The organism is Xylanimonas ulmi, from assembly GCF_004216535.1.
GTDB lineage: Bacteria > Actinomycetota > Actinomycetes > Actinomycetales > Cellulomonadaceae > Xylanimonas > Xylanimonas ulmi.
Genome location: NZ_SGWX01000001.1, coordinates 2,410,883 through 2,436,470, shown reverse-complemented (window position 1 = coordinate 2,436,470; position 25,588 = coordinate 2,410,883). Strand labels below are relative to the sequence as shown.

Genomic DNA, 25,588 nt, shown 5'->3' with positions numbered 1-25,588 from the left:
ACCCTCGCCCCGCCCGTCCCGCGGCGAGCCGCGGGGACCTGCGCGGGTGCGCCGCTCCCGCGTCCGGCTTGGTGGAGCGGCGCCGGCCGCGTCAGGCCTGCTGTGCGCGACGGCGGCGGCTGCTCGCCGAGAGCGCGACACCGAGCGCGATGAGCGTGCCGCCGACGACGACCATCAGGACGACGCCGGTCGCGCCGGTCACGGGCAGCGACGGCAGGTCGCCGGGGTCCGTGCCGTATTGGACGTTGGTGATCTCGAATCGCGTCCTCGTGGCCGGCGCGCCGGGGTGCAGTAGTCGCGCCGCGCACCTGCGCAACGGCGCCCGCCGCAGTGGGTACACCTGCCGCGCACCCCGCACGTTCACGGGACCCCACCCTGCGCACCGCACCCGGCGCGTTCAGGGCGACCTGAAGGAATGCCCCAGGTCAAAAGAGGGCGCCGGGGACGGCTTCGTCGGAGGAAAGACGACGCTGAACGTCAGGTCCCGGCTGGCGCCGCAGCGCTCGGCGCGGCTGCCGTACTCCCTCGAAGGGTGAGTGACGTCGCGAGCTCGACGTGGCGCGACGCCGGCTGCTTGCCCATTGACATCGCGATCACCGTTTGGACCGCCATCCGGCCCATGCCATCGAGGTGCTGGTGGACGGTGGTCAGCGGCGGTGTCGTCCATGCCGCCTGTGGCGTGTCATCGAACCCTGTGACGCTGAGATCCTCGGGCACCCGAAGTCCGAGCTCATGCGCGGTTGCGAGCACGCCCACTGCGAGCTCATCGTCGGCGGCCATGATGGCTGTCGGGGGGTGGGGCGAGGTCAGGAGTTCGCGGGCGAGTCGTGCGCCGGTCGCAACATCAAACTGGTCTGCGCGGACAAGGGCCGGGTCGAGCGCGAGCCCTGCGGCGTCCATGGCCGCGCTGAAGCCATAGAAGCGATCGCGTGCTGCGTCGGAGGCTTCTGGGCCGCCGATCCAGCCGATGCGTTGATGGCCGAGAGCGATGAGGTGGTCTGCCGCGGCGCGGACGCCTGCCCAGTTGGATGAGCCGACGCTGACCATGCGCTCGTGGTTCGTGTCGACGGGGTCAACCATGACGAACGCAAGGCCCGCATCGGCGGCGGCGTCGATGAGCGCGTCGGGCTCAGACAGTGTCAGGCCGACGATCCCCACGGCCCCGCAAGCGCGCTGCTCGGCGATCCAGTCGCGAGCCACCGTTCGGTGTGTCCGTGTCCCGAGACCTGGGGCAAGGCGCGTCAGAAGGTCCAGTTGCTCGTCCGTCGCTGAGGCCAGCACGCCTTGAAGGACATTCAGGATGTACGGCGAGGCAGGGATGTCGAACACGACTGCGAGTGCGCGGCGCTCGGCCGCCGGGGTGCGTGACGTGGTTGGCCTGTAGTTGAGAGCAGTGACCGCCGCGAGGACGCGCTCACGGGTCTCACTCGCGACGTCGTCGCGACCGTTCAGCGTCTTTGAGACTGTCGCCTTCGACACCCCGGCGGCAGACGCGACGTCTGTCAGCGTCGCGCGCCGGGCCTTCTCCTGAGCGGCCACTCTCACTCCTCAACTCGAAACTATTTCGAGTCTAGCACTCTGGTCGCGTCACCGCCAAGGCCGAAGCGCGCCACTTCTTGCGCGACGCGCATCGCCCTCCTAACCTAAACACCAGACAGACAGTTGCGAAACAATTTCGGCCCGTGGCCGCTTCGTGACCTCAGTAGACCAAAGGAGCTCCCATGCGTGACGACGTGCCGACGCCAACCCTGATGATCGATGGGCAGGCGCCGACCGATGTCGCCCTCCGGCACGTCTGGAGTGAGTGCGTCGGCGCGGGCCGTGCGAACGAGGCCTTGCGAGCCGACTGGCAGGCGCACTTCCGCGAGGCGGTCAAGGTGCTGGGTGCGCGATACGTCCGCTTCCACGGACTGTTCCACGACGACATGTTCGTGTACCGGACAGACAACGGCGGTGGCTTCGGGCCTCCAGAGCAGCTGACCGAGCCTGTCTATACCTTCGCGTACGTCGACAAGGTGTTTGACGCGATCCTCGACACGGGCGCCCGCCCCTTCGTCGAACTCGGGTTCATGCCGCGTCAGCTCGCCACCCAGACCGAGACCTTGTTCTGGTGGAAGGCCCACTGCAGCCCGCCCAAAGACATGGGCGCCTGGGTCGAGCTCGTCACCGCGACCGTCAACCACTGGATCGAGCGATACGGGATCGACGAGGTCCGGCGTTGGCCGTTCGAGGTCTGGAATGAGCCGAACCTCGTCCCGAAGTTCTGGACGGGGACGCGCACCGAGTACTTCGAGCTCTACGAGGCGACGGCCAAGGCGCTCAAGGAGATCGACCCGCGGCTGCGGGTCGGGGGACCGTCAACGAGCGTCTTCGTTCCCGACGCGCGCTACGCCGGCGAGTACCACGACGCATCCCTTGAGGTCGAGACCGCCGTTGCGGCGGACCCGGACGAGCTCGACTGGCAGCCAGTGTGGATCCACGAGTTCATCGACTACTGCGCGCAGCGTGGGCTCCCGATCGACTTCCTGTCCACGCACCTGTATCCGACGGACTACGCCGCAGACTCCCTGGGAGCGGTCAGCGCGATCACTCGTCACAAGGACGCCACATTCGTCGATCTGCAGTTGATGCGCACGATCATCGAGGACAGTCCGTACCCGGGCGCCGAACTGCACATCACTGAATGGTCGACCTCGCCGTCCAGCCGTGACGCCATCCACGACACGCTCTTCGCGGCGTCGTACATCGTCAGAGCGTTCCTCAAAGGCGCGCCGCTCGCCGAGTCCATCTCGTACTGGACGTTCACCGATGTGTTCGAGGAGGGTGGCGCCGGGATCGGCCCGTTCCACGGAGGATTCGGCTTTGTCAACGAGAACGGCCTTCACAAGCCGACGTTCCACGCGATGGCCATGCTCAATCGCCTCGGCGACCGCCTGCTGGCCGAGCTGGACGACGGCGCCATCACGCGGTCCTCGCAGACCGGCGACGTTTCGGCGATCTTCTACAACTACCCGGCCGATCTGGGCACGACGGGGCTCGCCTCGCAGCGCACCTATGCCGACACCCGGTTCCTCGCCGAGCTGGGACCCGATCGACAGGTCCATCACTCGATCGGCGGCCTGACCCCGGGCGCTCGGTTCGCCGTCGAGATCCTCGACTGGAGCCACGGCAATGTCGCGGAGGCCTGGCACCGTCTCGGCGCCCCACTCAACCCCACTCGTCAGGAGCTCGCCGACCTCCAGAAGGTCGCCGACCACCTCGACCGCCGGACCATCACGGTCGACGCGGCCGGCGTTCTGACGATCGACATTGCGCTCGCTGCCTGGGCCGTCATGTCGGTCGCGCCGGCCACCAACTGATCGAACCAACCACCCACACAACGAAGTGACGAAAGGACCTCCGATCATGAGGATCAGCAAGAAGGCCGCTGCAGCGGCTGGGTTCGCGGCCACGGCTGCTCTCGCCCTCACCGCCTGCGGAGGCGGCGCGGGCGGCGGCGGCAGCGCCGGTGAGGCCACCGAGGACAACAAGCCGGCGCAGTTGACTGTCGCCGCCTGGATGGACTTCCCCCAGGAGTTGCTCGACTCGTTCGAGGAGGAGTACGGCATCGAGGTCGTGGTGAACTCGTTCCCCGACGGCGCGTCGGCGCAGACCGTGCTCCGCAACGGTCTCGCGGCCGATGGCGCTGGCCTGTCCGACGTCCACCTCATCGAACTCGACTGGTGGACGGAGATGATGGCCATCCCCGAGGACTGGGTTGAGCTGCCCGAGATCCCGGGCCGCTGGGTTGACTGGAAGGTCACGCAGGGCTCGGTCGACGGAAAGATCACCGGGTACGGCACGGACATCGGTCCGCTCGGCGTCGCCTTCAACCAGGAGATGACCGCGAGCGTCGGCGTCACCGACCCGGAGTCCTTCGGTGAGTTCATCGGCGGCGACAACGCCACCTGGCAGACCTTCCTGGACGCCGGGCGCGAGTACGTCGCGGCGAGTGACAACTACTTCGTCGACTCCCTGACCAACGCCTTCCAGGCTGCGATCAACCTGCTCCCGTCCGCGTTCGAGGACCCGGCGTCGGGCAAGCCGTACAACATGGCGGACAACGCCGAGGTCAAGGACCTCTTCATGATGTTCGCTCAGGCGGCCGAGGACGGCGTCTCCGCGGGGATCGCGATTGGTCACGCCGACTGGGGCGCCGGGTTCCAGAACGAGCAGTGGGCCACTGTCATCACCCCCGCCTGGATGGCAGGCATCATCCAGGAGAACGCTGATGGCGTCGATGGTTGGCGTATCGCCTCCGCGTTCCCCGAGGGCGGTGGCAACTGGGGCGGATCCTTCTTCTCCGTGCCCGCCACCGGTGAGAACACCGAATGGGCCGTCAAGCTCGCCGACCACCTGACCTCATCCGAGGCAGCCATCCAGTGGTTCCACACGACTGGCCAGTTCCCCTCGCAACTGGAGGCCATGTCGAGCGCTGACATCGCCGAGACGGAGAACGAGTTCTTCGGCGGCCAGCGCATCGGGCAGATCTACGGCGACCTCGCCGCAGCCGCCGGCGACGCCGCCGCCGGCGGGTTCCGCGGCGAGAACTTCGCCGGCATCCAGACGGTCGTCACCGACGGCATCCGCCTCGTCGAGTCGGGCGGCGCCACCGCCGAGAGCGCTTGGGACTCTGTGGTCAGCAACTTCGAGGCGCTCGGCTTCGAAACGGCCGACTGAGCCTCCTGACGGGGAGACGTCAGACCTCGCCCGAGAAGCAGGTCTGTGGCCGGTCCTCCTCGCCGGCCGCAGGCCTGCTCACCAGCACTCACGACCACTCGTCACGGAAGGCGCCCGACATGGCAACCTCAGCGGCACAGCGCAGTGCGCGCCGCGTGGGATGGGGACAACGACTCTCGCGGTGGGACATCCGACTCTCGCCGTACCTCTACGTCTCGCCGTTCTTCATACTCTTCGCGATCTTCGGGGCGTTTCCGCTCCTCTTCAATATCGTGGTGGCGCTTCACGACTGGCATCGTCGCGCAGGAATGGGTGACTTCGTCGGACTCGACAACTTCACCTGGGTCCTGCGCCAGCCCTTGTTCTGGCGCTCCCTTGAGAACACCTTCTCGATCTTCCTGTGGGGCGCCGTCCCTCAGTTGATCCTCGCGTTGGTCATCGCTGCGATCCTCGACCAGAACCTGCACGCCAAGACCTTCTGGCGGATGAGCGTCCTCATTCCGTTCGTGGTGATGCCCGTTGCGACGTCGATGATCTTCGGGCAGGTCTTCAGCCAGTTCGGCCTCCTGGTGCCCAACCTCCAAGACATCGGAGTCTGGACACACGTCAGCTCGCCGTTCTTCCAGGACCGCCTGCTGTCACACATGGCTATCGGCGCGATGGTCGTGTTTCGCTGGACGGGCTACAACGCCCTGATTCTCTTGGCGGCCATGCAGGCGGTCCCGCGCGAGCTGTACGAGGCCGCCACGGTCGACGGCGCGAGCCGAGCCAGACAATTCGTCTCGGTCACGATCCCGAGCATCCGCCCGACGATGATCTTCGTCATCTTGACCATGACCATCGGCGGTCTTCAGATCTTCGACGAAGCCCGCATGTTCGACGGCGGCGGCACCGGCGGCGGTCGCGGCGGCGCCGACAACCAGTGGACCACTGTCGTGCTCTACCTCTACAACCTCGGCTTCGGTGACTGGCAGGACCGCCTCGGCCAAGCGGCGGCAGTCGGCTGGATCTTCGCGGCCGTCATCGCGACCTTCTCTCTCGTCAACTTCCTGCTCACTCGTTCGGTCTCGTCGTCGAAGACCAAGACGACACGGGTTTCGAAGGCGCAGCGCAATGCCGTGATCTCCGCCGCGCGCGCTGCTGCGGCCGAGGCAGAGCGGCAGGCCAGCGAGGCTGGCGTCGCGTCGATCGTCGGCCGAGCCTCGAAGTCGTCTGAGATCTCCGAGCAAGGAGCGAACCGATGAGCACCGGCTTCATTGAGAACAGGGCCGGACGGAGCGCCGCCAAGTACGCGCGCAGGCGCGCCGCGCGAGGCAAGCCCGTCGTTGCGCACAGCCCGTCCGGCCGCAGGCCCGGCCCGGTCACCTACGTGGTGCTCACGATCGTGTTCGTCATCTCGGTCTTCCCGCTGTACGCGTCGGCCATGTATGGGTCCTCGACCACGCAGGAGATTGCGCGCGCTGTCGGCCGGCTGCCCACATGGCTTCCGACAATGCGCCTGCTGGAGAACTTCGGCGCGGTCTTCAGCGCGTCTCAGTTCAACTTCTGGATGGCGTTCCTCAACTCCGTACTCGTCGCCATCTCCGTGAGCGCGTCGACCGTCTTCTTCTCGGCGCTCGCCGGGTTCAGTTTCTCGAAGCTGACCTTCCGAGGCCGGCAGGCGCTCTACGTCACGGTCATCGCCACCATGGCGATACCGGCTCAGATCGGCACCATCCCGATGTTCGTGATGATGAACGACTTCGGCTGGATCGACTCGCTTCTGGCGCTGACAGTCCCAGGCTTGGTGGGCGCATTCGGCGTGTTTTGGATGACGCAGTACCTCCAGGAGGCGTTGCCGTTCGAGCTCGTCGAGGCGGCCCGCGTCGACGGTGCGTCGATGTTCAGAACATTCTGGTCCATCGCGCTCCCCGCGGCCCGACCGGCAGCGGCGACCCTGGCGCTGTTCACCTTCGTCGGTTCGTGGAACAGCTTCTTCTGGCCCTCGGTGGTGATGCGCTCTCAACTCACGATGCCGCTTGTCGTACCGCAACTCCAGGGCGCTTTCACCACCGACACCGGTCTGGTGATGTCTGGTGTGTTCCTCGTGGCCGCGCCACTGCTCATCGTGTTCGTCTTCGCCGGCAAGCAACTCGTCGCCGGCGTCATGGCCGGGGCCGTCAAGGGCTGACGGCGCCAACTTCGCACTTCGAGGAGTATCCATGCTGCGTGGAACCGCCATCGTCGATCCGGCGTTCGTCGTCGGACCCGTTCGCCGCAACACCTTCGGCTCGTTCGTCGAGCATCTCGGCCGGTGCGTCTACACCGGAATCCATGACCCACATCACCCGACGGCGAACGCCGACGGATTCCGACAGGACGTCATCGATCTGGTCCGGGAGTTGGGCGTCTCCACGGTGCGATACCCGGGCGGCAACTTCGTCTCCGCCTACCGCTGGCAGGACGGCATCGGCGCGGTCGAGGACAGGCCGCACCGGCTCGACCTGGCGTGGCACTCGACCGAGTCGAACACCGTCGGGCTCGACGAGTTCATGCGGTGGTGCGAGGTCGCCGGAGTCGAGCCGATGATGGCGGTCAACCTCGGCACCGCCGGGGTGCTCGACGCCGTCGACGTTCTCGAGTACACGAACGTTCCGGGCGGGACGGCGCTCTCCGACCAGCGCCGGGCGAACGGGGCCGAGGCGCCGTACCGGATCACCATGTGGTGCCTGGGCAATGAGATGGACGGCCCGTGGCAGACCGGCCACAAGACCGCTCACGAGTACGGACGTCTGGCCGCGGAGGCGGCGCGTGCGATGCGGCAGGTCGACCCCCACCTCACCCTCGTGGCGTGCGGATCCTCGGGTCGCGACCTGCCCACCTTCGGATCGTGGGAGCACACGGTCCTCACCGAGGCCTACGACCAGGTCGACCTCATCTCGGCGCACGCCTACTACCACGAGGCCGACGGCGACCTGCCTTCGTTCCTCGCCTCCGCAGTGGACATGGACCGGTTCATCGAGGAGGTGGTTGCGACGGCCGACGCGGTGCGCGCGGCGGGTAAGCACGACAAGCGGATCAGCATCTCGTTTGACGAGTGGAATGTCTGGTACATCGACCGCGCCGAGTCTCAGCCGCCGTCGGGCGACGACTGGCCGATCGCCCCCGTGCTGCTTGAGGACCGGTACTCGGTGGCGGACGCCGTCGTCGTCGGCAATCTGTTGATGTCCCTGCTGCGGCACACCGACCGGGTGCACGCCGCGTCGCTCGCCCAACTGGTCAACGTGATCGCTCCGATCATGACGGAGCCGGGCGGCCGGGTCTGGAGGCAGACGACGTTCCACCCGTTCGCGCTCACCTCGCGGCACGCACGGGGCGAGGTTCTCCAGGTCGTTGTGCGGGCCCCGTCGACCGAGACAGCGAAGCACGGTGATGCTCCCGTGCTCGACGTCGTCGCCACGCACGACACCGAGACGGGCGAGCTGGTGCTGTTCGCCGTCAACCGGGCGCTCGACGCGGAGTTGACGCTTGACGTCGACGTCCGAGGGTTCGGTGACCTCCGCGTCATCGAGGCGGTCTCGATGGCGAGCACTGACCACGACCTGCCCGGCGAGGAGCGGTGGTTCGCGACGGCGGAGGATGACACCTCGGTCTTGCCCACAGCGAACGGGAGCGCGGCAGTCTCTGGCGGGCGCGCGTCGGCCGTTCTTCCCCCCGTCTCGTGGTCGATGCTGCGCCTCGCTCGAGTCTGAGCAAGATGGCCGCCGCGGCCATCGCCGGGCCTTGCGGTGAACGCTGAGGCGAGTGGCGCGAGTTCGGGCTCAGGTTCCGCCGGCGCGCTTCACGTGAGCAGGCGTGCGACCTGCGCGGCGAGTTCGTCGATGTCCACGGGCGACGTCGTGTCAACGCGCACGACCGGCGCGATCCCGAGCGGGACGCCCTGCGAGGCCCAGACGGCCCATTCGTGTGCCATGTCGCGGTGATCGTCGTGCACGGCGTGGCGCCTGCGCGCGTCGTACCTGCGCCGCGCGACGTCGAGTGGCGTGTCGCACCACACCTCGACGACCTGGTCGGCGCCCGCGACCTGGAGCCCCGCGCGGGCGAAGCCCAGGTCGCGGGGTCGAAACCACCATGAGTCCACGACGACCACGCCAGCCGCCCGCGCGGCGAGCCTCCACACGACGTCCATCGCGATGGCCCCGATCGCTCCGTGGAGGTCGGTGGGGGTGGCGAAGGCCAGGGCCTCTTTGACGGCGTCCTTGCTGAGGGACGTCGCCGCGAGTGCCCTCGCAAGTCGCGGTGCGAGCGTCGACTTCCCGGCGCCGGGCAGGCCGTTGACCATCACGAGCGAATCAGCCACGGTCGTGATCGTAGGGTGCCGACCCCGCGCAGCCCATCGAGGTCGGGTCCCCGACGGGTCCGCCCGCAGACTGGTGGGCCGCACCCGCGCCGGGTTCCTCGCGCCCGACGGGTTCAGGGCGCTGCCGCAAGCGATCGATCCGCAGCACGGCAGTTCTCAGGGTGCGACAACAACGCCGCCGATCGTCGACACGACGACGGCGCGAATGGACGATGTGGAGGCCAAACCGGGAGGTCACGCCGTTGTGACCGCCCGGAGCGTCGGTCGCCCACGCGTCCGAGACGGCGCCGCCACGGGGACTCGATCGCGGACCTGACCGCGACGGGTCGCCGCCTCGGTGTCGAAGCAACGCACCTGCCCCACAACCAGTGAGGAGATGTCCCATGCACCCAACGCCCAGCCCCGCCGCGGCCTGCGCTCCACAGGACGGCCCGGGCGCACCCGCGCCGTGGTTGACGGTCACGGTCACCGCCGCGCTCGCGCTCGCAGCCCTGGCCGGCTGCGCGTCCGGCTCCGACGCGACGACGCCCGACGCCGACGGCGGGGCGACTGCGACGTCCGCGGCCCCGACGCCGTCGGACGACGCCTCAGCGGAGCAGGCGGAGCCGACGCCGTCCGAGGAGCCAGCGCCCGTCGACGCGGGCGAGCCGACCGAGCCCGGCTCGACGCTGAGGTTCGGCGAGTACGCGACGGTCACCGACGGAGACGCGACCATGGTCGTCACGATCACGGACGTCAGGGAGCACCCGGCGCAGCGGCTCACCGAGGTCTTCGGCCAGCAGTCGAAGGGCCTGCCCGGCTACACCGTCTACGGCACGATGCGGGTCGTCGCGGACCCCGAGGCGGACGACACCGGCGTGTCCTACGCGTTCTCGACCAGCGCGGTGCGCCTGGACAACACCGCCGGCGTCATCATGTCCAGCGGCGCGCTGGACGAGGAGTGCTCGCGGTCACCGCGCCTGGAGATCGGCGAGGAGGTCCCCTTCTGCGTGGAGGCGATCGCCGACGGCGAGGGGTCGGTGCTGTGGGCCGACTCGCTCGCCGGATACTCGGCCCTCCAGGGCACCGCGATCACCTGGACGCGCTGACGGTCACGCCGACCCCGGCAGCAGCAGGCCCGAGAGCCTTCGGCCGTCGGGGTCGGGCCCGCGTGCGCGGCGGGCGAGGAGGCGCCCGACCGCAGGCTCATGAGTCACGCCGTCGGTGCGGCGAGGGTGGCCTCGAAGACCTGGCCGTTCGCGGGAAGCCCGGGCTGCCCGTCGCCGACCCGCGCGCGCCCGTAGCGCGGCGCCACGACGTCGTCGCGCACGACGACGCCGGTCCACCGCAGCGGCACGCCCTGCGCGGCGGTGGGAGCGCGGCGGTCCATCAGTTGGGCGTGCAGGTGCGGCTCGGAGGTGTTGCCCGAGTTGCCCACCTCGCCGAGGACCTGGCCCGTGGTGACCCGTTCGCCGACCCGGACGCGCGTGCCGCCGCGCCGCAGATGGGCGTAGAGGGCCCAGACGCCGTCGCCGTGGTCGACGACGAGGTGGTTGCCGACGACGAACCCGACCCCGCCGAGCTCGCGGACGAACCCCTCGACGAGGAGGTAGGCGAGCCCGAGCCAGGTGTTGCGCGCGCGATGGTCGCGCAGCCTGGTGCGCGCCGCGACGACGACGCCGTCGGCCATCGCGTACACCGGCTTGCCGAACGCGGGGAACGTCTGTGGCCGCGCCCCGGCCAGCCACCCGATCGACGCAGTGGCGTGGGGCGCGTCGACGGGCTCGAGGTCAGCGGGGACCAAGATGTCGATCGCGTAGGTCTGCCCGTAGGCGCGCACCCCGTGGCTCGGCACGGCGCTGCCGGGGCTGTTGAGCGCGACCCACGTGCCCCGCACAGGCGCCGCGACGACGACCGGCTCCCGGTCGCGGTCCCACCGCGGCCGCACGAGCGACCCGGCGAGCAACGATCCCGCGAGGGGGAGGAACGCCCACCACGGCGCGCCCGCGGTCGCGCCCCATGCGACCCAGGCGACGAATGCGCGCAGCCACCAGACGCCGTGTCGCGCGACACGGCGCCGGAGGCGGTCCCGAGCGCGGTCCGCCGTGGCTGTGGTCCCCCGGACGGTGGTCAACGCCGCGCGCCGAGGACGGTGGTCAGCAGGGGGACCAGGCGCTCGGCGGGGACCTCATGGCGTCCGCCCGGGCGTGCGCGCAACCAGCCTGTCGCGGTGAGCTGCCGCAGGTGGTGATACACCTGCCCGGTCGTGCCGAGCCCGTCGAGCTCAGCGAGCTGGCGGGCGGTGCTGTGGCCCCGCAGGACCTCGCGCAACACCCGCAGCCGCACGGGGTGCCCGAGGGCCGCCAAGGCGTCGGCGGCCCGGTCCCACTCGTCGTCGATCAGATCCTGGGCGAGCGCGCCCTCCTGCCAGGCGGCGGCCCCGTCGGGGAGCGTCACGTCGCCGACAATCATGACGGCGCCGGGCGCCGGCTCGCGCGCCCGCAGCCCCTCCAGCGCCCAGAACGCGTCCGCGGCGGCCGCGCCCGGCGCCTGCTCGGCGTCGGCGTTCGCGCTCCGTGCGGCCTCGGGGCCGACCTCGGCCGGACCCGTCTGCGCCCGCCTCTCCAGCAGGGACACGCGCCGCTCCAAGTCGGCGAGAAGATCCTCATCCGTGGTCACAGTGTTCAGGATTTCCGAAAGTACGTAATCCTGTCAATCCCCTTCCGGTCGGCGCTGAGCGCGGTACGTCGCGATCCGCGGCGGCTGACCCGCGCTGGCCGCGTGCGCGACGAGCAGCGAACGTCCAGCCTCGCACCAGGATCGCCGCAGGCCACCGCCCTAGCCTGGCGCGACCACAGCGCCCCGGCGCTCCCTTCCGCACCAGGAGTCGAGTTGTTCCTCACCTACCTCCGCCGCGAGCTACGTCACCGGCGTAAGCAGACCGTCGTCGTCGCCACCGGACTGGGCGTCGCCATCGCGCTCGTCATGGTGGTCTCCTCCTTCGCCTCCGGTGTTGAGCGGGCCCAGAGCGACGTGCTCGCCTCGGTCTACGGCGTCGGCACCGACATCACGGTCAACCAGGCCGCGGACTTCAGCCAGGGCGACGGGCCGCGGCAGCGGTTCGACTTCGGCGAGGACGGCGGCTCGACCGACGCCGACGGCGCCACCCAGCTCACCCAGTCCCGCTTGACCACCCAGATCGGCTCGCAGGCCTTCGACGCCTCGGCCCTCGACACCGTCGCGGCCCTCGACCACGTCACGGGCGTCTCGGCGACCCTCAGCCTCCAGAACACCGAGTTCTCGGGCGAGCTGCCCCAGGCCCCCGCGGACGGCCAGGACCAGCAGGCCGGGCCACCCGCTGACGGCGACGGCGGTGGCCGGGCGTTCGGGGGAGGAGCCTTCGGCATCACACAGGTCACCGTCAGCGGCGTCGACCCGAGCGCCGACGCCGTCGGCCCGCTCACCACGGTCGTCGTGGCGGACGGCCGCGGCCTCGCCGCCGACGACGCCGACGCGGACGTCGCCGTCCTCGACCAGCAGTACGCCACCCAGAACGACATCGCGGTCGGCGACACCGTCACCATCGGCGGCACGGACCTCGAGGTGGTCGGCGTCGTGGCCTCGTCGAGCGGTGAGGGCGTCGCGACGTCGTCGAACGTCTACATGCCGCTCGCGGTCGCACAGACGCTGTCCGACCAGGCCGACATGGTCACCGACCTGTACGTCTCGGTCGACTCGTCCTCCAACGTCGACGCCGTCAAGGACGCCATCGCGGCGGCCCTGCCCGACGCGTCGGTCTCCACACAGGCCGACCTCGCCGGCGACGTCTCGGGCTCGCTCGCCACCGCGTCGTCGCTCATCTCGAAGCTCGGGCTCGCGCTGTCGATCGTCGTGCTCGTGGCGGCGTTCGGACTCGCGATCCTCTTCACCGTCTCCGGCGTCAACCGCCGCACGCGCGAGCTCGGCACCCTCAAGGCGATCGGCTGGCCGCGTCGCCGCGTGGTCGGGCAGGTGGCCGGTGAGGCCGTGGCGCAGGGGGCCATCGGCGGCGTCACGGGGGTGATCCTCGGCGGCGTCGCGGTGCTGGCGATCAACCTCGCAGGCATCACGCTCAGCGGGGGGACCGGCGGTGGAGCGCTCCGGCTCGGCGGTCCGGGTGCCGGCGGCGCCGCGCAGGGCGGTGGGCAGCTGGCTGGCGGCGCAGGCGGGGCCGGCGGCCCGTTCGGCGCCGCGCGCGACGCCGCGGCGTCCACGGTCGACGTCGTCCTGCACGCGCCCGTGTCGGTGTGGATCGTCGTCGCGGCCGTCGGCCTGGCGATCCTCGGCGGACTCGTCGCGGGCGTCTTCGGCGGCCGCCGAGCGGCCCGCCTGCGCCCGGCCGAAGCCCTGCGGTCCCTCGCCTGACCCGGCCCTCACCTCCAAGGACACTGACATGTACCAGCTTGAGAACGTCTCCCGCACCTACCGCCAGGGCAAGCGCGTCGTGCGCGCGCTGCGCGACGTCACCCTGGAGATCCCCGACGGCGAGCTCGTGGCCATCCAGGGGCCCACCGGCGGTGGCAAGTCCACCCTGCTCCAGATGCTCGGCGGCCTGGACCGCCCGACCCAGGGCGCCGTGCGACTCGACGGCGACGACCTCGCCACGATGAGCGACGACAAGCTCACCCGTGTGCGGGCCGAGCGCATCGGCTTCGTGTTCCAGAACTTCAACCTCATCCCCACGCTCACGGCGCAGGAGAACGTCGAGACGGCCCTCGTGCCCACTGGCGTCGCCAAGGGCGAGCGCGCGGCGCGCGCGCAGGCCGCGCTCGAGTCGGTCGGACTCGGCGACCGCGGCTCGCACCTGCCCGGGGAGCTGTCAGGCGGTCAGCAGCAACGCGTGGCCATCGCCCGAGCGCTCATCAAAGAGCCCACGGTGCTCCTCGCCGACGAGCCGACCGGCAACCTCGATGAGCACATGCGGGACGAGATCGTCGAACTGCTCGAAGGCCTGTGGCGGGACCAGGGGCTGACCGTCGTCATGGTCACCCACGACTCCTGGGTGGCCAAGCGCGCCAAGCGTCGGCTGCGGATCGCGGACGGAAGGGTCACCGAGGTCGACTGAGCCCGCGGGCTCACGCCAGAGTCGCGTCTTCGGCTTCAGCGGCGCGTGTCGCAGGGGATCCACGACGTCGCGTGGGGCCAACAGCGAGGGCGAGCGCTCGGATGCGGGCTCGGAGGGCTCGGTCGACGGTGATCTCTCGTCGCGCAGGGGCGTTGATCACGGAGAACCGCTTGGGCGCTTCGGGCGGCGTCACGGAGCGTCGCGCTCATCCTTCCAGGCGTCCGGTCCGATCGCCGCGGCGGGGGAGACCGCGACATGCGCCAGACGTCCTCGGCGTCCTGGGCGGAGATCCTGGAGTCTCGTCACGCGGCGACGTCGTCTCCAGCGCCTCGACGGGTGGATGTCGTGCTGGATGAGGGTGTCGCTGGCGGCTCTGGCGCACTTTCGGTGGTGTCCGATGGCGTTCGGCGGATCTGTCATGATCTGCCGTGCTCGATGCGTCGGTGCTGGTCAGGGCGGTGTTCGCGGGGCTGGACGGGCTGATCGTCCAGGACGTGGAGGAGGGCGAGGGCGGGCTCGTCCTCGCCGTGACGACACGTGGCGGGCCAGCGGGTTGCCCGGTCTGTGGTCAGCCGTCGACGCGGTTGCATGCCTGGCACGAGCGCGCGCCGGCTGACCTGCCCGTCGCTGGGCTGCGGGTCGTGCTGCGGGTCCGGGTGCGGCGCCTGGTCTGCCAGTCGCCGCACTGCCCGCGCAGGACGTTCCGTGAGCAGGTCCCGGGCGTGCTCGAGCGTTATCAACGGCGCACGGCCCGGCTGACCGAAGCCCTCGAGGCCGTGGTGACCGAGCTCGCGGGGCGCGCCTCGGCCCGGCTCGCCCCCGCTCTCGGCATGCGCCTGCGGCGAGAGACCGCGCTGCGCGTCCTGCGCAGGATCGAGCTCCCGGCGCTGGTCGTGCCGCGGGTGCTGGGGATCGACGACTTCGCGTTGCGGCGCGGGCAGGTCTACGCCACCGTCTTGATCGACGCGGACACCGGCCGCCGGGTCGACGTCGTCCCCGGCCGCGACGGCGCCGTCGTCAAGGCGTGGCTGACCGCCCATCCCGGGGTGCAGGTCGTCACAAGGGACGGGTCGACCGTCTACGCCCAGGCCGTGCGCGACGTCCTGCCGGACGCGACACAGGTCGCCGACCGGTGGCACCTGTGGCACGGCCTCGGTGACGCCGTCGGCAAGGAGGTCGCGGCGCACTCGGCGTGCTGGGCGGCGGCCACCGCGACCGGCATGCGCGAAGGACGGCTCGCCGAGACCACCACGCAGCGGTGGGATCAGGTCCACGGCCTGCTCGACGCCGGGGTCGGGCTTGCTGGACTGCTCGCGCCGCCTCGGGATCGCGCTGAACACCGTCAAGCGGTACGCCCGCGCCGCCAAGCCCGAGCAGATCGCCCGCCCACCGCGGTATCGGGCCACTCTGGTCGACCCCTACCGCGACCCCCTACGCCGACGCCGGGACGCAGAGCCGGGTGTGAGCGTCACCGTCCTGCTGGCCGAGATCCGCGAGCTCGGCTACACGGGCAGCCAGAACCTGCTCTACCGGTACCTGAACCAGCACCGCCACCCGGGCGAGCACCCGCACCTGTCGCCTCGGCGCGCGACCCGGCTCCTGCTCACCCGACCCACCGCCCTGACCGAGCGGCAGACCGAACGCCTCGGACGGCTCGTCGCGGCGTGCCCGGAGATGACCGCCCTGCACGACCTCGTCGCCGGGTTCGCCCGGCTGCTCGCCCCCGACGAGTCGAACGCCGACGCCCTGACCACCTGGATCGAGCAGGCCCGCGCGGCGGTGTTGCCGCACCTGCACTCCTTCGTCCGCGGCCTGGAACAAGACCGCGACGCCGTCGTCGCCGCGGTCACCCTCCCGCACCACAACGGGCGCACCGAGGGCGTCAACACCCGCACCAAGATGCTCAAACGCCAGATGTACGGACGCGCCGGATTCGACCTCCTACGCCACCGCATCCTCCTGACCGCATGAGCGTCACCGCAGGCCACAACCGCAGGCCACACCACCGAAAGTGCGCCAGAGCCCAGTCTGGCGGTGGCGAGTATGGGCGGCGATGCGCTCGACGCCGGTGTCGCCTGCGGCGGCTGTGGCGTCCACCAGCGCAGAGAGGCTGGTGACGCGAAGGTCCGGTAGCCCTGTCTGAGCCCTCTTCGACAGGAAGACCCGACACGCAAGAACGCCGCTGAGGTGCGTCCACGGCCCTTCCGGTGGTCGAGCTAGGGGGATTCGCCCCTCGACGTTCTCCGAGCGGTTGGACTCCGGGGGGTCTTCTGTCGTCTCGTCGTGGCCTGCGCGTACGCCGGGGATCGTTGGAGTTCCGCGGTTTCCGGGTCTGCCGGATCGTGGCCATTGGTGGCGATGCTAGCGGCTCGTGGGCGGCCAACGCGCGGCCGGCGAGTGCGAGGTCAGTCACCGCGCGCAGATCGGACCCACGGCCTCGTCGAGCGAGCGCACCTCGGCCGTGTAGTCAGGCTCTTCGCGCAACGCCTTCGCCTCAGCTTGGGCCTGAGCGAGCACCCGCTCGCGTTCGGCCTCAGTGTCCGGCTCCATGCGTCCGATCCTACGGCTGGCGGCGATCACAGCCCTAGGTCCCGCGACAAGGTCATCTCCAGCGCCTCGACGGGGCGGATGCAGTGCTGGGTGACGTATCGAACTGGAGGCGGCGCTTCTGAACGGCGACCCGGTCGACGCTGACGTGGGGCTGCGGCGGCGGCCGTCGCGCGTCCGGACCTGAGCGAGTGGCCGGTGACGCGCAGGTCCGACAGCCCGGCTTCGGCGGCGCGCGCGTGGGCGATGTCAGCGACGGACTCGCCCGTAAGGCCTCGGTGATGATCCGGTCGCCACGGCGGACGCGGACGAACAGCGGGCCGGGGCGTCTCCGCGCCGCTCGACCCACCGGTGGAGGGCGTGGACGGGGTCGGTGACGGCGTGCTGGCCGCGGGCGACGGCGACGTTCTGTCCGTGCCCTGCTGCGACGGCTCAGCGAGGCACGGCCAGAGAGCGTTGCGCTTGACGCCGAAGTCACGGTGCATGTGGAGCAAAGGCGCTAGCGGACCTGTTCGTGCCGGGGGGCGTCGTCGCGATATCGGGATGTGGGCAGCTCACCCGAGTCCTTGACGTGACGTGGCGTCCGTCCGAAGCTCCGACGTACGTTCCCTACGAGAAGGAGACGACCGGCTATGAGCATTGCGCCGTCCCGGCCGACGATCTCACCGGGCGAGCTGGCCGAGGCGCTCAGCCACGGCCAGCACGCGGTGGTCCTCGCTGTGTCCCGCCGACGACCAGGGTGGGCGGCTTCGGTGCCCCCGCGACGACGGATACCTGGCGCGTACGTCGTCGACTTCGACAAGCTCGTGGGGCCGTCGCACCCTGGCGGTGGCGAAAATCCGCTCCCGACCGAGGCTCAGCTGGCACGGCTTGTCCGCCGGTGGGGTGTGCACGACGACACTCCCGTGGTCGTGTACTCCACTGACGAGGTGTCGACGGCGACCCGGGTCTGGTGGGTGCTGCGCTGGGCGGGTCTCGCTGACGTCCGGGTGCTCGACGGCGGGCTCTCGGCATGGCAAGAAGCCGGCGGTTCGCTGTCCGACGACGAGCCCGCCGCCGGGGCGGGTACCGCATCGTTACGGCTCGGCTCGCTGCCCACTGTCGATGCCGAGGGCGCCGCACAACTCGCGCGGTCGGGTCGCCTGCTCGACGCTCGAGGCAGAGCCTATCTTGCTGGACACATCCCCGGCGCCATCAGCCTGCCCGCGACGGCTGCACTGCACGACGGCCGCATCCGAGGCGAGGCGGAGCTCAGATCCCTGTTCGGCACGTTCGTCGGCGGTGATCCCGTCGGCGCGTACTGCGGCAGCGGGGTGGCCGGTACCGTCCTCGTCCACGTCCTGCACACCTTGGCGGTCAACGCCGCGCTCTACCCGGGCTCGTGGTCTGCCTGGAGCGCCGAGGCGCGGCCGGTGGCGACACGCTTGGCCTGACGGGTCGCTTCCCCCGGGCGATCACCACCGGGGGAAGCGACCCTGCGTCGCTCAGCCGACGCGACCCGGGCCGCCCGAGAGCGTGCCGGCGAAGAGGCCTCGCAGCTCCCTCTCCTCCTCGGGCGTCGGGACCCATCGGGTCGCCGCGAGGTTTTCGTCGAGCTGCTCGGGCGTGGTGATGCCGGCGATCACACTCGTGACCGTCGGCTGTGCGAGCAGCCAGCCGAGCGCGAGCGCGCTCGGCGTGACCCCGCGGTCGCTCGCGAACTTCTCGAACTGTTCGAGAGCGTCCCACGGTGCCTCGCCCAGCAGGTAGGTCTTGAGGTTGGTGATCTTCGCGCCGGCCGGTGCGTTGTCGCGGGTGTACTTGCCGGTCAGCAGACCGTTCTGGAGCGGGAAGTACGGCAGGAGCCCCAGCCCGTAGTGCTGTAGTGCGGGGATGAGTTCTTCCTCCGGCTTGCGCCACAGCAGGCTGTACTCGTCCGTCGTCGAGACGAACCGCGAGTAGCCGCGGGCCGTCGCGACGTGGTGGGCGTCCGCGAGCTGCCACCCCCGGAAGTTGGACGCCCCGACGTACCGCACCTTGCCGTCGCGCACGAGCGTGTCGAGCGCGCTCAAGGTCTCCTCGATCGGCGTGTGCGGGTCCGGGAAGTGGATCTGGTACAGGTCGATGTAGTCGGTCCCCAGTCGGCGCAGGCTCTGCTCGACCGAGGCGATCACGTACTTGCGCGCGCCGGTCAGGCTGTACGACGGACCTACGTCCTGCGCGAGGGCGCGTCCGAACTTGGTGCCGATCACGACCTTCTCGCGACGGCTGCCCAGGGCTCGGGCGAACAGTTCCTCGCTCAGGCCGTTGCGGTCGCCGTAGCCCTCGGCGAGGTCGAAGTACGTGACGCCGAGGTCGATCGCGCGGTCGACGATCCTGGCGACCTGGTCTTGCTCGACGGCGCGCATGCCGCTGCGGCCGAACGTGCTCGCGCCGACGCCGAGCTCGGACAGCACCAGGCCCGAGGTGCCCAGCGCACGATAGCCGTCGGGGAGGGAGGTGGAAGAGGGCACGTGCACTCCTTCGTGGGTAGGGACGTCAGCCGTTGTCGGTGTCGAGCAGGCCCTGGAACGTGCCGGCCTCGTACTCGGTGCGGAAGATGCCGCGCCGCTGGAGCTCGGGAACCACCAGGTCGACGAACGCGTCGGCGGGGCCACGGTGGTACGGAGGGAAGACCTGAATCCCGTCGAGGACGCCTTCCTCGAGGTTCTCCTCCAGCCAGTCCGCGATGTGGTTCGCATCGCCCACGAGCGCCGGCTGCTGGTCGTCGCGCGAGCGCAGCAGGTACTGGTAGAGATCTTCGAACGTCGCTTCCTCGCCGAGCTGGGTGCTCAGCACCTGGCGGACGAGGGCCCGGGCGTCCCGCACGACCGACGGGCTGCGCCGTGCCATGCCGCTGAAGAAGGCGTCCAGCGCGTCGGCGTCGATGGTGTCCACGTCGACGACGTCGAGCACCCGCTCGCCAGCAGACACGCGGGACAGGTCCACGCCGAGGGCCTTGGAGAAGACCTCCGGGATCTCCTCCGTCGCCTGGAGCGAGACGACCTCCCGGAACTTGGCGCGAGCCTCGCGCGACGTGCCGGCGACGTAGAAGGTCGCGCCCGGGATGATCTTGAACTTCTCGGGGTCCCGGCCCGCCGCGGCCACACGGCCCTTGAGGCTGCGGTACTCCGCCTTCCCCCGCTCCAGCCCGAAGTATGGCGAGAACCGGATCTGCGCGAGGTCTGCGCCGTACTGGAGGGACTCCTCGGACAGGCCGACGTGGACGTTGGGGATCCGCTGCTGCACCGGGCGCGGGACGTTCAGCGGCCCGCGGACCTCGAAGTGCTCGCCCTGGTGGTGGATCCGGTGCCAGCTGCCCGGCTTGACCAGGACGCCCGCGGCCTTGTCGTCGAGCAGGAAGTCCTCGTCCCAGCTCTCGTAGAGCAGCCGGTTGAGCACCTCGGTGAACTCGCGCGCCCGGGCGTACTTGGACTGCTCGGTGGGTACGGGGTTCTTGCCGTAGTTGAGTGCGGGGTCGCCCTCGCGGTCGATTCCGAAGACGACGTTGAGGGCGGTGCGGCCGCCGTTGAACCTGTCGAGCGTCGCGAGTTGGCGGGCGACCGCGTACGGGTGCTCGAACGAGCTGTTGACCGACATCAGAAAGCCGAGCTTCGTGGTGACGGCGGCCGCGTAGCCGGCATAGACGAAGTTGTCCCATCGGAAGATCCGGTTGAGCCGGTCGGGCTCGCTGCCCAGCGCGCTGCCCGCGAAGACGTAGTCCAGCTTCCCCCGCTCGGCGGTCCGGGCGACGTCGACGATCACGCTCGGGTCGACGAGCCCGCGGTTGGTGGCCTCCGGCAGGCGCCAGCCCGACAGGTCCCAGCCGGTGCCGTATGCGGCCAGCCCGATCCGCAGCTTCTTCTTCTCGCTCATCGCGACACCTCCTCTGCGAACTGGTTCGGCGGGACCGGCAGGCCGAAGTGACCGCGGAACGTGTCCGCCTCGTAGTCGGTCCGGAACACGCCCTTGTCCTGCAGGATCGGCACGACCTGCGAGGTGAACAGCTCGAGCTGGTCGAGCATGAACGGCGACTGGATGTTGAACCCGTCGGCGGCGTCCTTGTCGAACCACTCGACGAGCGTCGACGCGACGTCGGACGGCGTGCCGATGACCAGCGGGAAGCCACCGCCGATGGAGTTGTGCAGCAGGTCCTTGCCGCGGACGGTCCCGGCCTCCACGGTCCGGTCGGTGCGCTCCTTGATCAGGCTGAGGAGCCGCCGGCCGGACTCGCCGAATCCCGCGGCGAGCTCCGGCGTCACCACGCCGTCGAGCCCCACGGGGCGCAGGTCCACGCCGATCCGCTCGCCGATGGAACGCAGGCTGCGCGCGCCCAGCGGGAGCGGGCCACGCTGGGTCACCAGTGCTCGGAAGCCCTCGCTCGCGTAGTAGTCCTCGGTCTGGTCGCCCTCCACGGGGTCGGCGTCGACGGGGAGGCCGTCGTTGAGCCGGTCGAACAGGTGGACGGCCCCCTCGCGAGTGTCCTCGATGACCGGCGTGATCCCGGGTAGGAAGAAGATCGGCTCGTCCTTGCCGCGCAGGCGGCGCGCACGCTCGCGGATGTCGGCGTTGAACGCGGCGGAGTCCTCCAGCCGCGACGGACCCGTGAAGTTGATGTCGCAGTACCGCGCGGTGAGCTCCCGGGACAGCTCCGACGCCCCCGCGTACAACAGCGGGACGTGCCCCTGCGGGGGACGCCGCATCGGCAGCGTCCCGGCGACCGAGAAGAACTCGCCCTGGTGCTCGAGCCGGTGGATCTTGGTCGGGTCGAGGTACTGGCCCGTCTCCTTGTCCTGCAGGTACGCCCCGTCCTCGATGCTGTCCCACAGGCGGCGGATGACCTGGATGGACTCCGCGGCCCGCCGGTATCGGCTCTCGCCGCCCAGATCCGGCAGGCTGAAGTTCCGCGCGGCGAGGTCGTTGGCACCCAGGACGACGTTCCAGGCGAGCCGCCCACCGCTGAGGTGGTCCAGCGAGGCTGTCAGGCGCGCGAGCGTGAACGGCTCGTAGAACGTGGGGTGTGCCGTGACGGCCAGGCCGATCTTCGAGGACTGCAGCGCGAGCTGGGACGCCAGGGTGAACGGCTCGAGCCGCCCGCCGTTGTGGGTGGTGCCGTAATGCTCGCGGTAGACGTCACCGGGCAGGGTGTCGCCGAGGAAGAAGAAGTCGAACTTCGCGTCCTCGATGATACGGAGGACCTTGCTGGGGTAGTCGAGGGTGAAGGCGTCGGGGGTCGCCGCCTGCGGCAGGCGCCACCCGCCCCAGTGGGTGCCGTTCAGCCAGTACATGTACCCGAGGTGCAGCTGGCGCGGAGCCGGCTCAGCCATGTGAGGTTCCTTTCGTTCGGTGCGCACGCGAGTCAGGCTGCGGGCGCCGTGGCGTGCGGGGCTGCTCCGGGGATCGACGCGAGCAGCGTCTTGACGTAGTCGGTCTGAGGGTTCGCGATGACGTCGATGGCAGTGCCGCGCTCGACGATCTCGCCGTGACGCAGGACGAGGAGCTGGTCGGACAACTCCGCGATGACGCCGAGGTCGTGCGAGATGAACAGGTAGGTGAGGGACAGCTCGTCCTGCAGGTCGCGCAGCAGGTCCAGGATCTGGCGCTGGACCGTGACGTCGAGCGCCGAGACCGGCTCGTCGAGGACCAGCACCTCGGGTGCGGGTGCCAGGGCGCGCGCGATCGCGACCCGCTGGCGCTGGCCACCGGAGAGCTCCGCGGTGTAGCGGTCGGCGACGGTCGGCGGCAGTCCGGTCAGGTCCAGGAGCTCGCCGATGCGCCGCGCTCGCTCCCTCCTGCCACCGATCTTGTGACCGGTCAGCGGCTCGGACAGGATCGAGCGCACCGTCGCCCTCGGGTCGAGCGAGGCGAAGGGATCCTGGTAGACCATCTGCACCGTGCGGTAGAGCGCGGCCTGGCCCACGCCCCGGCGGTGGTGCACCACGGGCTTGCCGCCGACGAGGATCTGCCCGGCGTCGGGCGAAGCGAGGCCGGCGAGCAGCCTGACAAGCGTCGTCTTGCCCGAGCCGGACTCGCCCACGATGCCGAGCGTCGTGCCGCGCCGGACCTCGAAGCTGGCGTCGGCGACGGCCGTCACCGGGGGGCGGCCGCGCCGGGCGCGGAACGTCTTCGACAACCCGTCCGCCTTCACGGCCACAGGCGCGTCGGCCGCCGCGAGCGCCGCCGGCCGTCCTGCCCTCGCGCTGGCCGCCTCCACGCCCGAGAAGCCCAGCGACGACGAGCGCAGCAGTTGCGTGGTGTACGGGTCGCCCGGGTCGGCGACAACCTCCGTGGTCCGGCCCGAGCGGACCAGCCTGCCGTCCTTGAGCACGGCGATCTCGTCGGCCCGCTCGGCCGCGATGCCCAGGTCGTGGGTGACCAGGAGGACGGCGAGGTCGTGGCTCTCGACCAGCTCGCCGAGCAGGTCGAGGATCGTCTTCTGCACGGTGACGTCCAGGGCTGTCGTCGGCTCGTCAGCGACGAGCAGGCGCGGTCGGGTGGACATCGCGGCCGCGATGAGAACGCGCTGGCACATGCCACCGGACAGCTCGTGCGGGTAGGCGTCGTAGATCTTGCCGGGGTCGCGCAGGCCGACCTGTGCGAACAGATCGACGACGCGCTCGCGGCGCTCGCGCTTGGACGCCAGTCCGTGTGCCCGCAGCGGTTCCCCGGCCTGGAGGCCCACCGGCAGGAGCGGGTTCAGGCCCAGGAGCGCGTCCTGAGGGATGTACCCGATCTCCCGGCCGCGCACGGCGCGGTACTCCCGTTCCGGCAGCCCGTTCAGCGCGCGACCCGCGAACGTCACCGTTCCGGAGGTGATGCGGCCGTTCTCGGCGATCGTGCCGGTGACGGCACGCCCGAGGGTCGACTTGCCCGAGCCGGACTCGCCGACGAGCGCGAGCACCGTGCCGGGCTGCAGCGAGATGCTGACGTCGTCGACGACGCGGGCGGGCACCCGTCCGGGGACGGCGAACTCGACGCTCACGCACTCGAGTCGGAGCAACGGGTCTGGGGTGGTGGTCTCAGGCGACGACACTCGTCCTCCCTCGGTTGAGCGACCGTCCGACGCGATAGATGGCCAGCACGGACATGACGATGACGAGGCCGGGCAGGAGGCTGATCCACCACTCGGTGGCGATGAAGGTGCGGCCCTGCGCCACGAGGAGGCCCCATTCCGGCGTGGGCGGCGGAGCGCCGAGGCCCAGGAAGCTGAGCGACGCGACGGTGAGGATGGCGCTGCCGATCTCCATGGTCGCGTAGGCGAGCACGGACCGGGACGCGTTGGGGATGACATGGCGCAGCAGCCGGTAGGCGTAGCCGTGCCCGGCGAACACCGACGCCTCGACGTACTTGGCACTGCCGATCTTCAGCACCTCCGAGCGCATGAGGCGCGCGAAGCTGGCCGTGCTGTTGATCCCGATGGCGATGGCAATGTTCATCGTGCCGTGCCCGAGGGCGGAGATGATCGCGAGCGACACGATGAGGCTCGGGACCGCGAGCATGATGTCGATCGCGCGCATGAGGACGTTGTCGAGCCAGCCGCGGATCGCGCCCGCGACGAGACCGATGAACGAGCCGCCAGCGAGGCCGATCAGCACCGCGACGACTGCCGCCTTGATCGACAGTTGCGTGCCGTAGACGGTCCGGGTGAACTGGTCGCGCCCGAGGTCGTCGGTGCCGAAGAGGTGGTGCCCGCTGGGTGCGAGCAGCATGGCGTCGCCGTCCTGCGTGAGCGGGTTTCCGCTGGTGAACAGTGCCGGTGCGATCGCGGCGGCGAGCACCAGCGCCAGCCACGCGTACGCGACAAGCAGGCTCGGGGTGCGCAGAATGCTGGCGATCCGCCGGCGTACGCGGGTGGCTCGCCCGGTGCGCTCCGTCTCGCCGACCGGCGGCTCGACCGTGACGTCGAGGACGATCGCCTCCCTGGCGTCGAGGGTGCTCATCGGGCCTCCATCCGGATGCGCTTGTCGACGACCGGGTAGATCAGGTCGACGACAAAGTTGACCGTCACGAAGATCAGCGCGGAGACCGTCACGGCGATGAGGACGACGGGCATGTCACGGCCGTTGACGGAGTCGACGATGAGCCTCCCGACGCCCACGCGGGAGAAGACGGTCTCGGTGAGGACCGTGCCGCCCACCATCACGCCGATCAGGGTGCCCAGCGCTGTGATCACGGGCAGCGCCGCGTTGCGCAGCGCGTGCCGGACGACGACGTCGAACCGGCTCAGCCCCCAGTTGCGCGCCGACTCGATGTACGGCGACGAGAGCGCGCCGCGCAGGTTCGCCGTCAGGAGTTGCGCGACGGTGCCGCCGCCCGCCACAGCGATGGACAGCGACGCGACCAGCAGCCCGAGGAGAGTCTTGTCCCCGAACGCGTCGATCCAGCCGAGCTTGAACGCCACGACCTGCACCAGCAGCAGCGCGACGACGAACGGCGGTAGGGACACGGCGACGGGCGGGAGGGACACGAGCGTCTCGCGCAGCCAGCGCCAGCTCGTGAGCTCGATCACCACCGAGAGAGTGACCCCCAGCACGACGGCCAACGCGAGACCGAGGAACGCCAGCTGCAGCGTGGCCGGAAAGGCTTCGAAGAACACGTCGACGGCGGGCCGGCGCTGGTAGATGCTGTCACCGAAGTCGCCGTTCACCGCGCCGGACAGCGCGTCCCAGTACTGCACCAGAACGGGGCGGTCCAGGCCGAGCAGCTGCCGCTGTTCGGCGAGCAGCTTCTCGACGTCACCGCCGGAGGCGCCCATGGTGAGGCCGCCCGCTGCGTCACCGGGGACGATGTACAGCAGGAAGAACGCTCCGGTGAACGCTCCCCAGACCACGATCGCGGCGTAGCCCAACCGCTCGAAGACGTACCTCACCATGGGTGCCATC

21 protein-coding genes and 1 pseudogene are annotated in these 25,588 nt (G+C 70.2%); 10 read left to right on the top strand and 12 right to left on the bottom strand.

Annotation, left to right across the window (positions count from 1 at the left end):
* Positions 1 to 91: 91 nt before the first annotated feature.
* On the bottom strand, positions 92 to 364 hold the full coding sequence (locus EV386_RS11310) for an LPXTG cell wall anchor domain-containing protein (protein WP_165399904.1): 273 nt from the start codon (positions 362 to 364) through the stop codon (positions 92 to 94).
* Positions 365 to 477: 113 nt separating this feature from the next.
* Complete coding sequence (locus EV386_RS11305) at positions 478 to 1,539, bottom strand: LacI family DNA-binding transcriptional regulator (protein ID WP_130415034.1); 1,062 nt, start codon at positions 1,537 to 1,539, stop codon at positions 478 to 480.
* A 182-nt stretch (positions 1,540 to 1,721) separates the two neighbouring features.
* On the opposite strand from EV386_RS11305, the gene EV386_RS11300 reads away from it, so the two are divergent.
* The 5 genes from EV386_RS11300 (at position 1,722) to arfA (ending at position 8,450) form a co-directional block, all read left to right on the top strand.
* Positions 1,722 to 3,359: a GH39 family glycosyl hydrolase gene (locus EV386_RS11300; RefSeq protein WP_130415032.1), complete on the top strand. Its 1,638-nt coding sequence runs from the start codon at positions 1,722 to 1,724 to the stop codon at positions 3,357 to 3,359.
* A 46-nt stretch (positions 3,360 to 3,405) separates the two neighbouring features.
* Complete coding sequence (locus EV386_RS11295; RefSeq protein ID WP_130415030.1) at positions 3,406 to 4,719, top strand: ABC transporter substrate-binding protein; 1,314 nt, start codon at positions 3,406 to 3,408, stop codon at positions 4,717 to 4,719.
* 119 nt (positions 4,720 to 4,838) lie between these two features.
* Positions 4,839 to 5,963: a carbohydrate ABC transporter permease gene (locus EV386_RS11290; RefSeq protein ID WP_207216520.1), complete on the top strand. Its 1,125-nt coding sequence runs from the start codon at positions 4,839 to 4,841 to the stop codon at positions 5,961 to 5,963.
* A 125-nt stretch (positions 5,964 to 6,088) separates the two neighbouring features.
* Positions 6,089 to 6,889 (top strand): carbohydrate ABC transporter permease, encoded by an 801-nt coding sequence (locus EV386_RS11285; protein ID WP_242607932.1) that lies wholly within the window; start codon positions 6,089 to 6,091, stop codon positions 6,887 to 6,889.
* A gap of 31 nt (positions 6,890 to 6,920) precedes the next feature.
* Positions 6,921 to 8,450, top strand: coding sequence for an arabinosylfuranosidase ArfA (gene arfA, locus EV386_RS11280; RefSeq protein WP_130415026.1), 1,530 nt, complete (start codon positions 6,921 to 6,923; stop codon positions 8,448 to 8,450).
* An 89-nt stretch (positions 8,451 to 8,539) separates the two neighbouring features.
* Here arfA and EV386_RS11275 read toward each other — a convergent pair whose 3' ends face one another.
* Complete coding sequence (locus EV386_RS11275; RefSeq protein ID WP_130415024.1) at positions 8,540 to 9,058, bottom strand: AAA family ATPase; 519 nt, start codon at positions 9,056 to 9,058, stop codon at positions 8,540 to 8,542.
* Positions 9,059 to 9,441: 383 nt separating this feature from the next.
* On the opposite strand from EV386_RS11275, the gene EV386_RS11270 reads away from it, so the two are divergent.
* Positions 9,442 to 10,146 carry a hypothetical protein gene (locus EV386_RS11270; RefSeq protein ID WP_130415021.1) on the top strand — a complete coding sequence of 235 codons (705 nt, stop codon included), beginning with the start codon at positions 9,442 to 9,444 and terminating at the stop codon, positions 10,144 to 10,146.
* Between the two features lie 104 nt (positions 10,147 to 10,250).
* Here EV386_RS11270 and EV386_RS11265 read toward each other — a convergent pair whose 3' ends face one another.
* Together EV386_RS11265 and EV386_RS18515 are read right to left on the bottom strand one after the other, a co-directional pair.
* A complete protein-coding gene (locus tag EV386_RS11265; RefSeq protein ID WP_207216519.1) occupies positions 10,251 to 11,171 on the bottom strand; it encodes a M23 family metallopeptidase in 921 nt (306 codons plus the stop codon).
* A complete protein-coding gene (locus EV386_RS18515) occupies positions 11,168 to 11,716 on the bottom strand; it encodes a winged helix-turn-helix domain-containing protein (protein WP_207216518.1) in 549 nt (182 codons plus the stop codon). The genes EV386_RS11265 and EV386_RS18515 overlap by 4 nt, the downstream gene beginning before the upstream one ends.
* A 213-nt stretch (positions 11,717 to 11,929) precedes the next feature.
* Between EV386_RS18515 and EV386_RS11255 the strand changes: the two genes are divergently transcribed.
* From EV386_RS11255 to EV386_RS11245, 3 genes and pseudogenes are all read left to right on the top strand, one after another.
* Positions 11,930 to 13,441: an ABC transporter permease gene (locus tag EV386_RS11255; protein ID WP_130415019.1), complete on the top strand. Its 1,512-nt coding sequence runs from the start codon at positions 11,930 to 11,932 to the stop codon at positions 13,439 to 13,441.
* Between the two features lie 28 nt (positions 13,442 to 13,469).
* Positions 13,470 to 14,141: an ABC transporter ATP-binding protein gene (locus EV386_RS11250; RefSeq protein WP_130415017.1), complete on the top strand. Its 672-nt coding sequence runs from the start codon at positions 13,470 to 13,472 to the stop codon at positions 14,139 to 14,141.
* A 428-nt stretch (positions 14,142 to 14,569) separates the two neighbouring features.
* Positions 14,570 to 16,112 (top strand): annotated as a pseudogene (locus EV386_RS11245) (ISL3 family transposase).
* Between the two features lie 438 nt (positions 16,113 to 16,550).
* Here the strand turns inward: EV386_RS11245 and EV386_RS18325 are convergent.
* Complete coding sequence (locus tag EV386_RS18325; RefSeq protein ID WP_165399903.1) at positions 16,551 to 16,691, bottom strand: hypothetical protein; 141 nt, start codon at positions 16,689 to 16,691, stop codon at positions 16,551 to 16,553.
* Positions 16,692 to 17,320: 629 nt separating this feature from the next.
* Here EV386_RS18325 and EV386_RS11240 point away from each other — a divergent pair.
* Positions 17,321 to 18,121, top strand: a complete 801-nt coding sequence (locus tag EV386_RS11240; protein WP_130415015.1) for a sulfurtransferase — start codon at positions 17,321 to 17,323, stop codon at positions 18,119 to 18,121.
* Positions 18,122 to 18,172: 51 nt separating this feature from the next.
* On the opposite strand, the gene EV386_RS11235 is transcribed toward EV386_RS11240, so the two are convergent.
* Genes EV386_RS11235 through EV386_RS11210 form a run of 6 tightly spaced genes read right to left on the bottom strand, consistent with a single transcriptional unit; the run spans position 18,173 to position 25,587 of the window.
* A complete protein-coding gene (locus tag EV386_RS11235) occupies positions 18,173 to 19,180 on the bottom strand; it encodes an aldo/keto reductase (protein ID WP_242607931.1) in 1,008 nt (335 codons plus the stop codon).
* Positions 19,181 to 19,205: 25 nt separating this feature from the next.
* Positions 19,206 to 20,582: an NtaA/DmoA family FMN-dependent monooxygenase gene (locus EV386_RS11230; RefSeq protein ID WP_130415011.1), complete on the bottom strand. Its 1,377-nt coding sequence runs from the start codon at positions 20,580 to 20,582 to the stop codon at positions 19,206 to 19,208.
* Positions 20,579 to 22,033: an LLM class flavin-dependent oxidoreductase gene (locus EV386_RS11225; RefSeq protein WP_130415009.1), complete on the bottom strand. Its 1,455-nt coding sequence runs from the start codon at positions 22,031 to 22,033 to the stop codon at positions 20,579 to 20,581. Before EV386_RS11225 ends, EV386_RS11230 begins: the two co-directional genes overlap by 4 nt.
* Positions 22,034 to 22,065: 32 nt before the next feature.
* A complete protein-coding gene (locus EV386_RS11220) occupies positions 22,066 to 23,688 on the bottom strand; it encodes a dipeptide ABC transporter ATP-binding protein (protein ID WP_242607930.1) in 1,623 nt (540 codons plus the stop codon).
* A 37-nt stretch (positions 23,689 to 23,725) separates the two neighbouring features.
* The gene (locus EV386_RS11215) at positions 23,726 to 24,646 is read right to left on the bottom strand and encodes an ABC transporter permease (RefSeq protein ID WP_130415005.1); all 921 of its coding nucleotides are present in this window, start codon (positions 24,644 to 24,646) and stop codon (positions 23,726 to 23,728) included.
* Positions 24,643 to 25,587, bottom strand: a complete 945-nt coding sequence (locus EV386_RS11210; protein WP_130415003.1) for an ABC transporter permease — start codon at positions 25,585 to 25,587, stop codon at positions 24,643 to 24,645. Before EV386_RS11210 ends, EV386_RS11215 begins: the two co-directional genes overlap by 4 nt.
* Position 25,588: the final 1 nt, after the last annotated feature.

Excerpts from the sequence above, each read along its gene's own strand:
- EV386_RS11295 (WP_130415030.1), top strand. The coding sequence starts at position 3,406 with ATGAGGATCAGCAAGAAGGCCGCTGCAGCGGCTGGGTTCGCGGCCACG.
- arfA (WP_130415026.1), top strand. The coding sequence starts at position 6,921 with ATGCTGCGTGGAACCGCCATCGTCGATCCGGCGTTCGTCGTCGGACCC.
- EV386_RS11240 (WP_130415015.1), top strand. The coding sequence starts at position 17,321 with ATGAGCATTGCGCCGTCCCGGCCGACGATCTCACCGGGCGAGCTGGCC.
- EV386_RS11215 (WP_130415005.1), bottom strand. The coding sequence starts at position 24,646 with ATGAGCACCCTCGACGCCAGGGAGGCGATCGTCCTCGACGTCACGGTC.
- EV386_RS11230 (WP_130415011.1), bottom strand. The coding sequence starts at position 20,582 with ATGAGCGAGAAGAAGAAGCTGCGGATCGGGCTGGCCGCATACGGCACC.
- EV386_RS18325 (WP_165399903.1), bottom strand. The coding sequence starts at position 16,691 with ATGGAGCCGGACACTGAGGCCGAACGCGAGCGGGTGCTCGCTCAGGCC.
- EV386_RS11270 (WP_130415021.1), top strand. The coding sequence starts at position 9,442 with ATGCACCCAACGCCCAGCCCCGCCGCGGCCTGCGCTCCACAGGACGGC.
- EV386_RS11250 (WP_130415017.1), top strand. The coding sequence starts at position 13,470 with ATGTACCAGCTTGAGAACGTCTCCCGCACCTACCGCCAGGGCAAGCGC.
- EV386_RS11210 (WP_130415003.1), bottom strand. The coding sequence starts at position 25,587 with ATGGCACCCATGGTGAGGTACGTCTTCGAGCGGTTGGGCTACGCCGCG.
- EV386_RS11225 (WP_130415009.1), bottom strand. The coding sequence starts at position 22,033 with ATGGCTGAGCCGGCTCCGCGCCAGCTGCACCTCGGGTACATGTACTGG.
- EV386_RS11290 (WP_207216520.1), top strand. The coding sequence starts at position 4,839 with ATGGCAACCTCAGCGGCACAGCGCAGTGCGCGCCGCGTGGGATGGGGA.
- EV386_RS11300 (WP_130415032.1), top strand. The coding sequence starts at position 1,722 with ATGCGTGACGACGTGCCGACGCCAACCCTGATGATCGATGGGCAGGCG.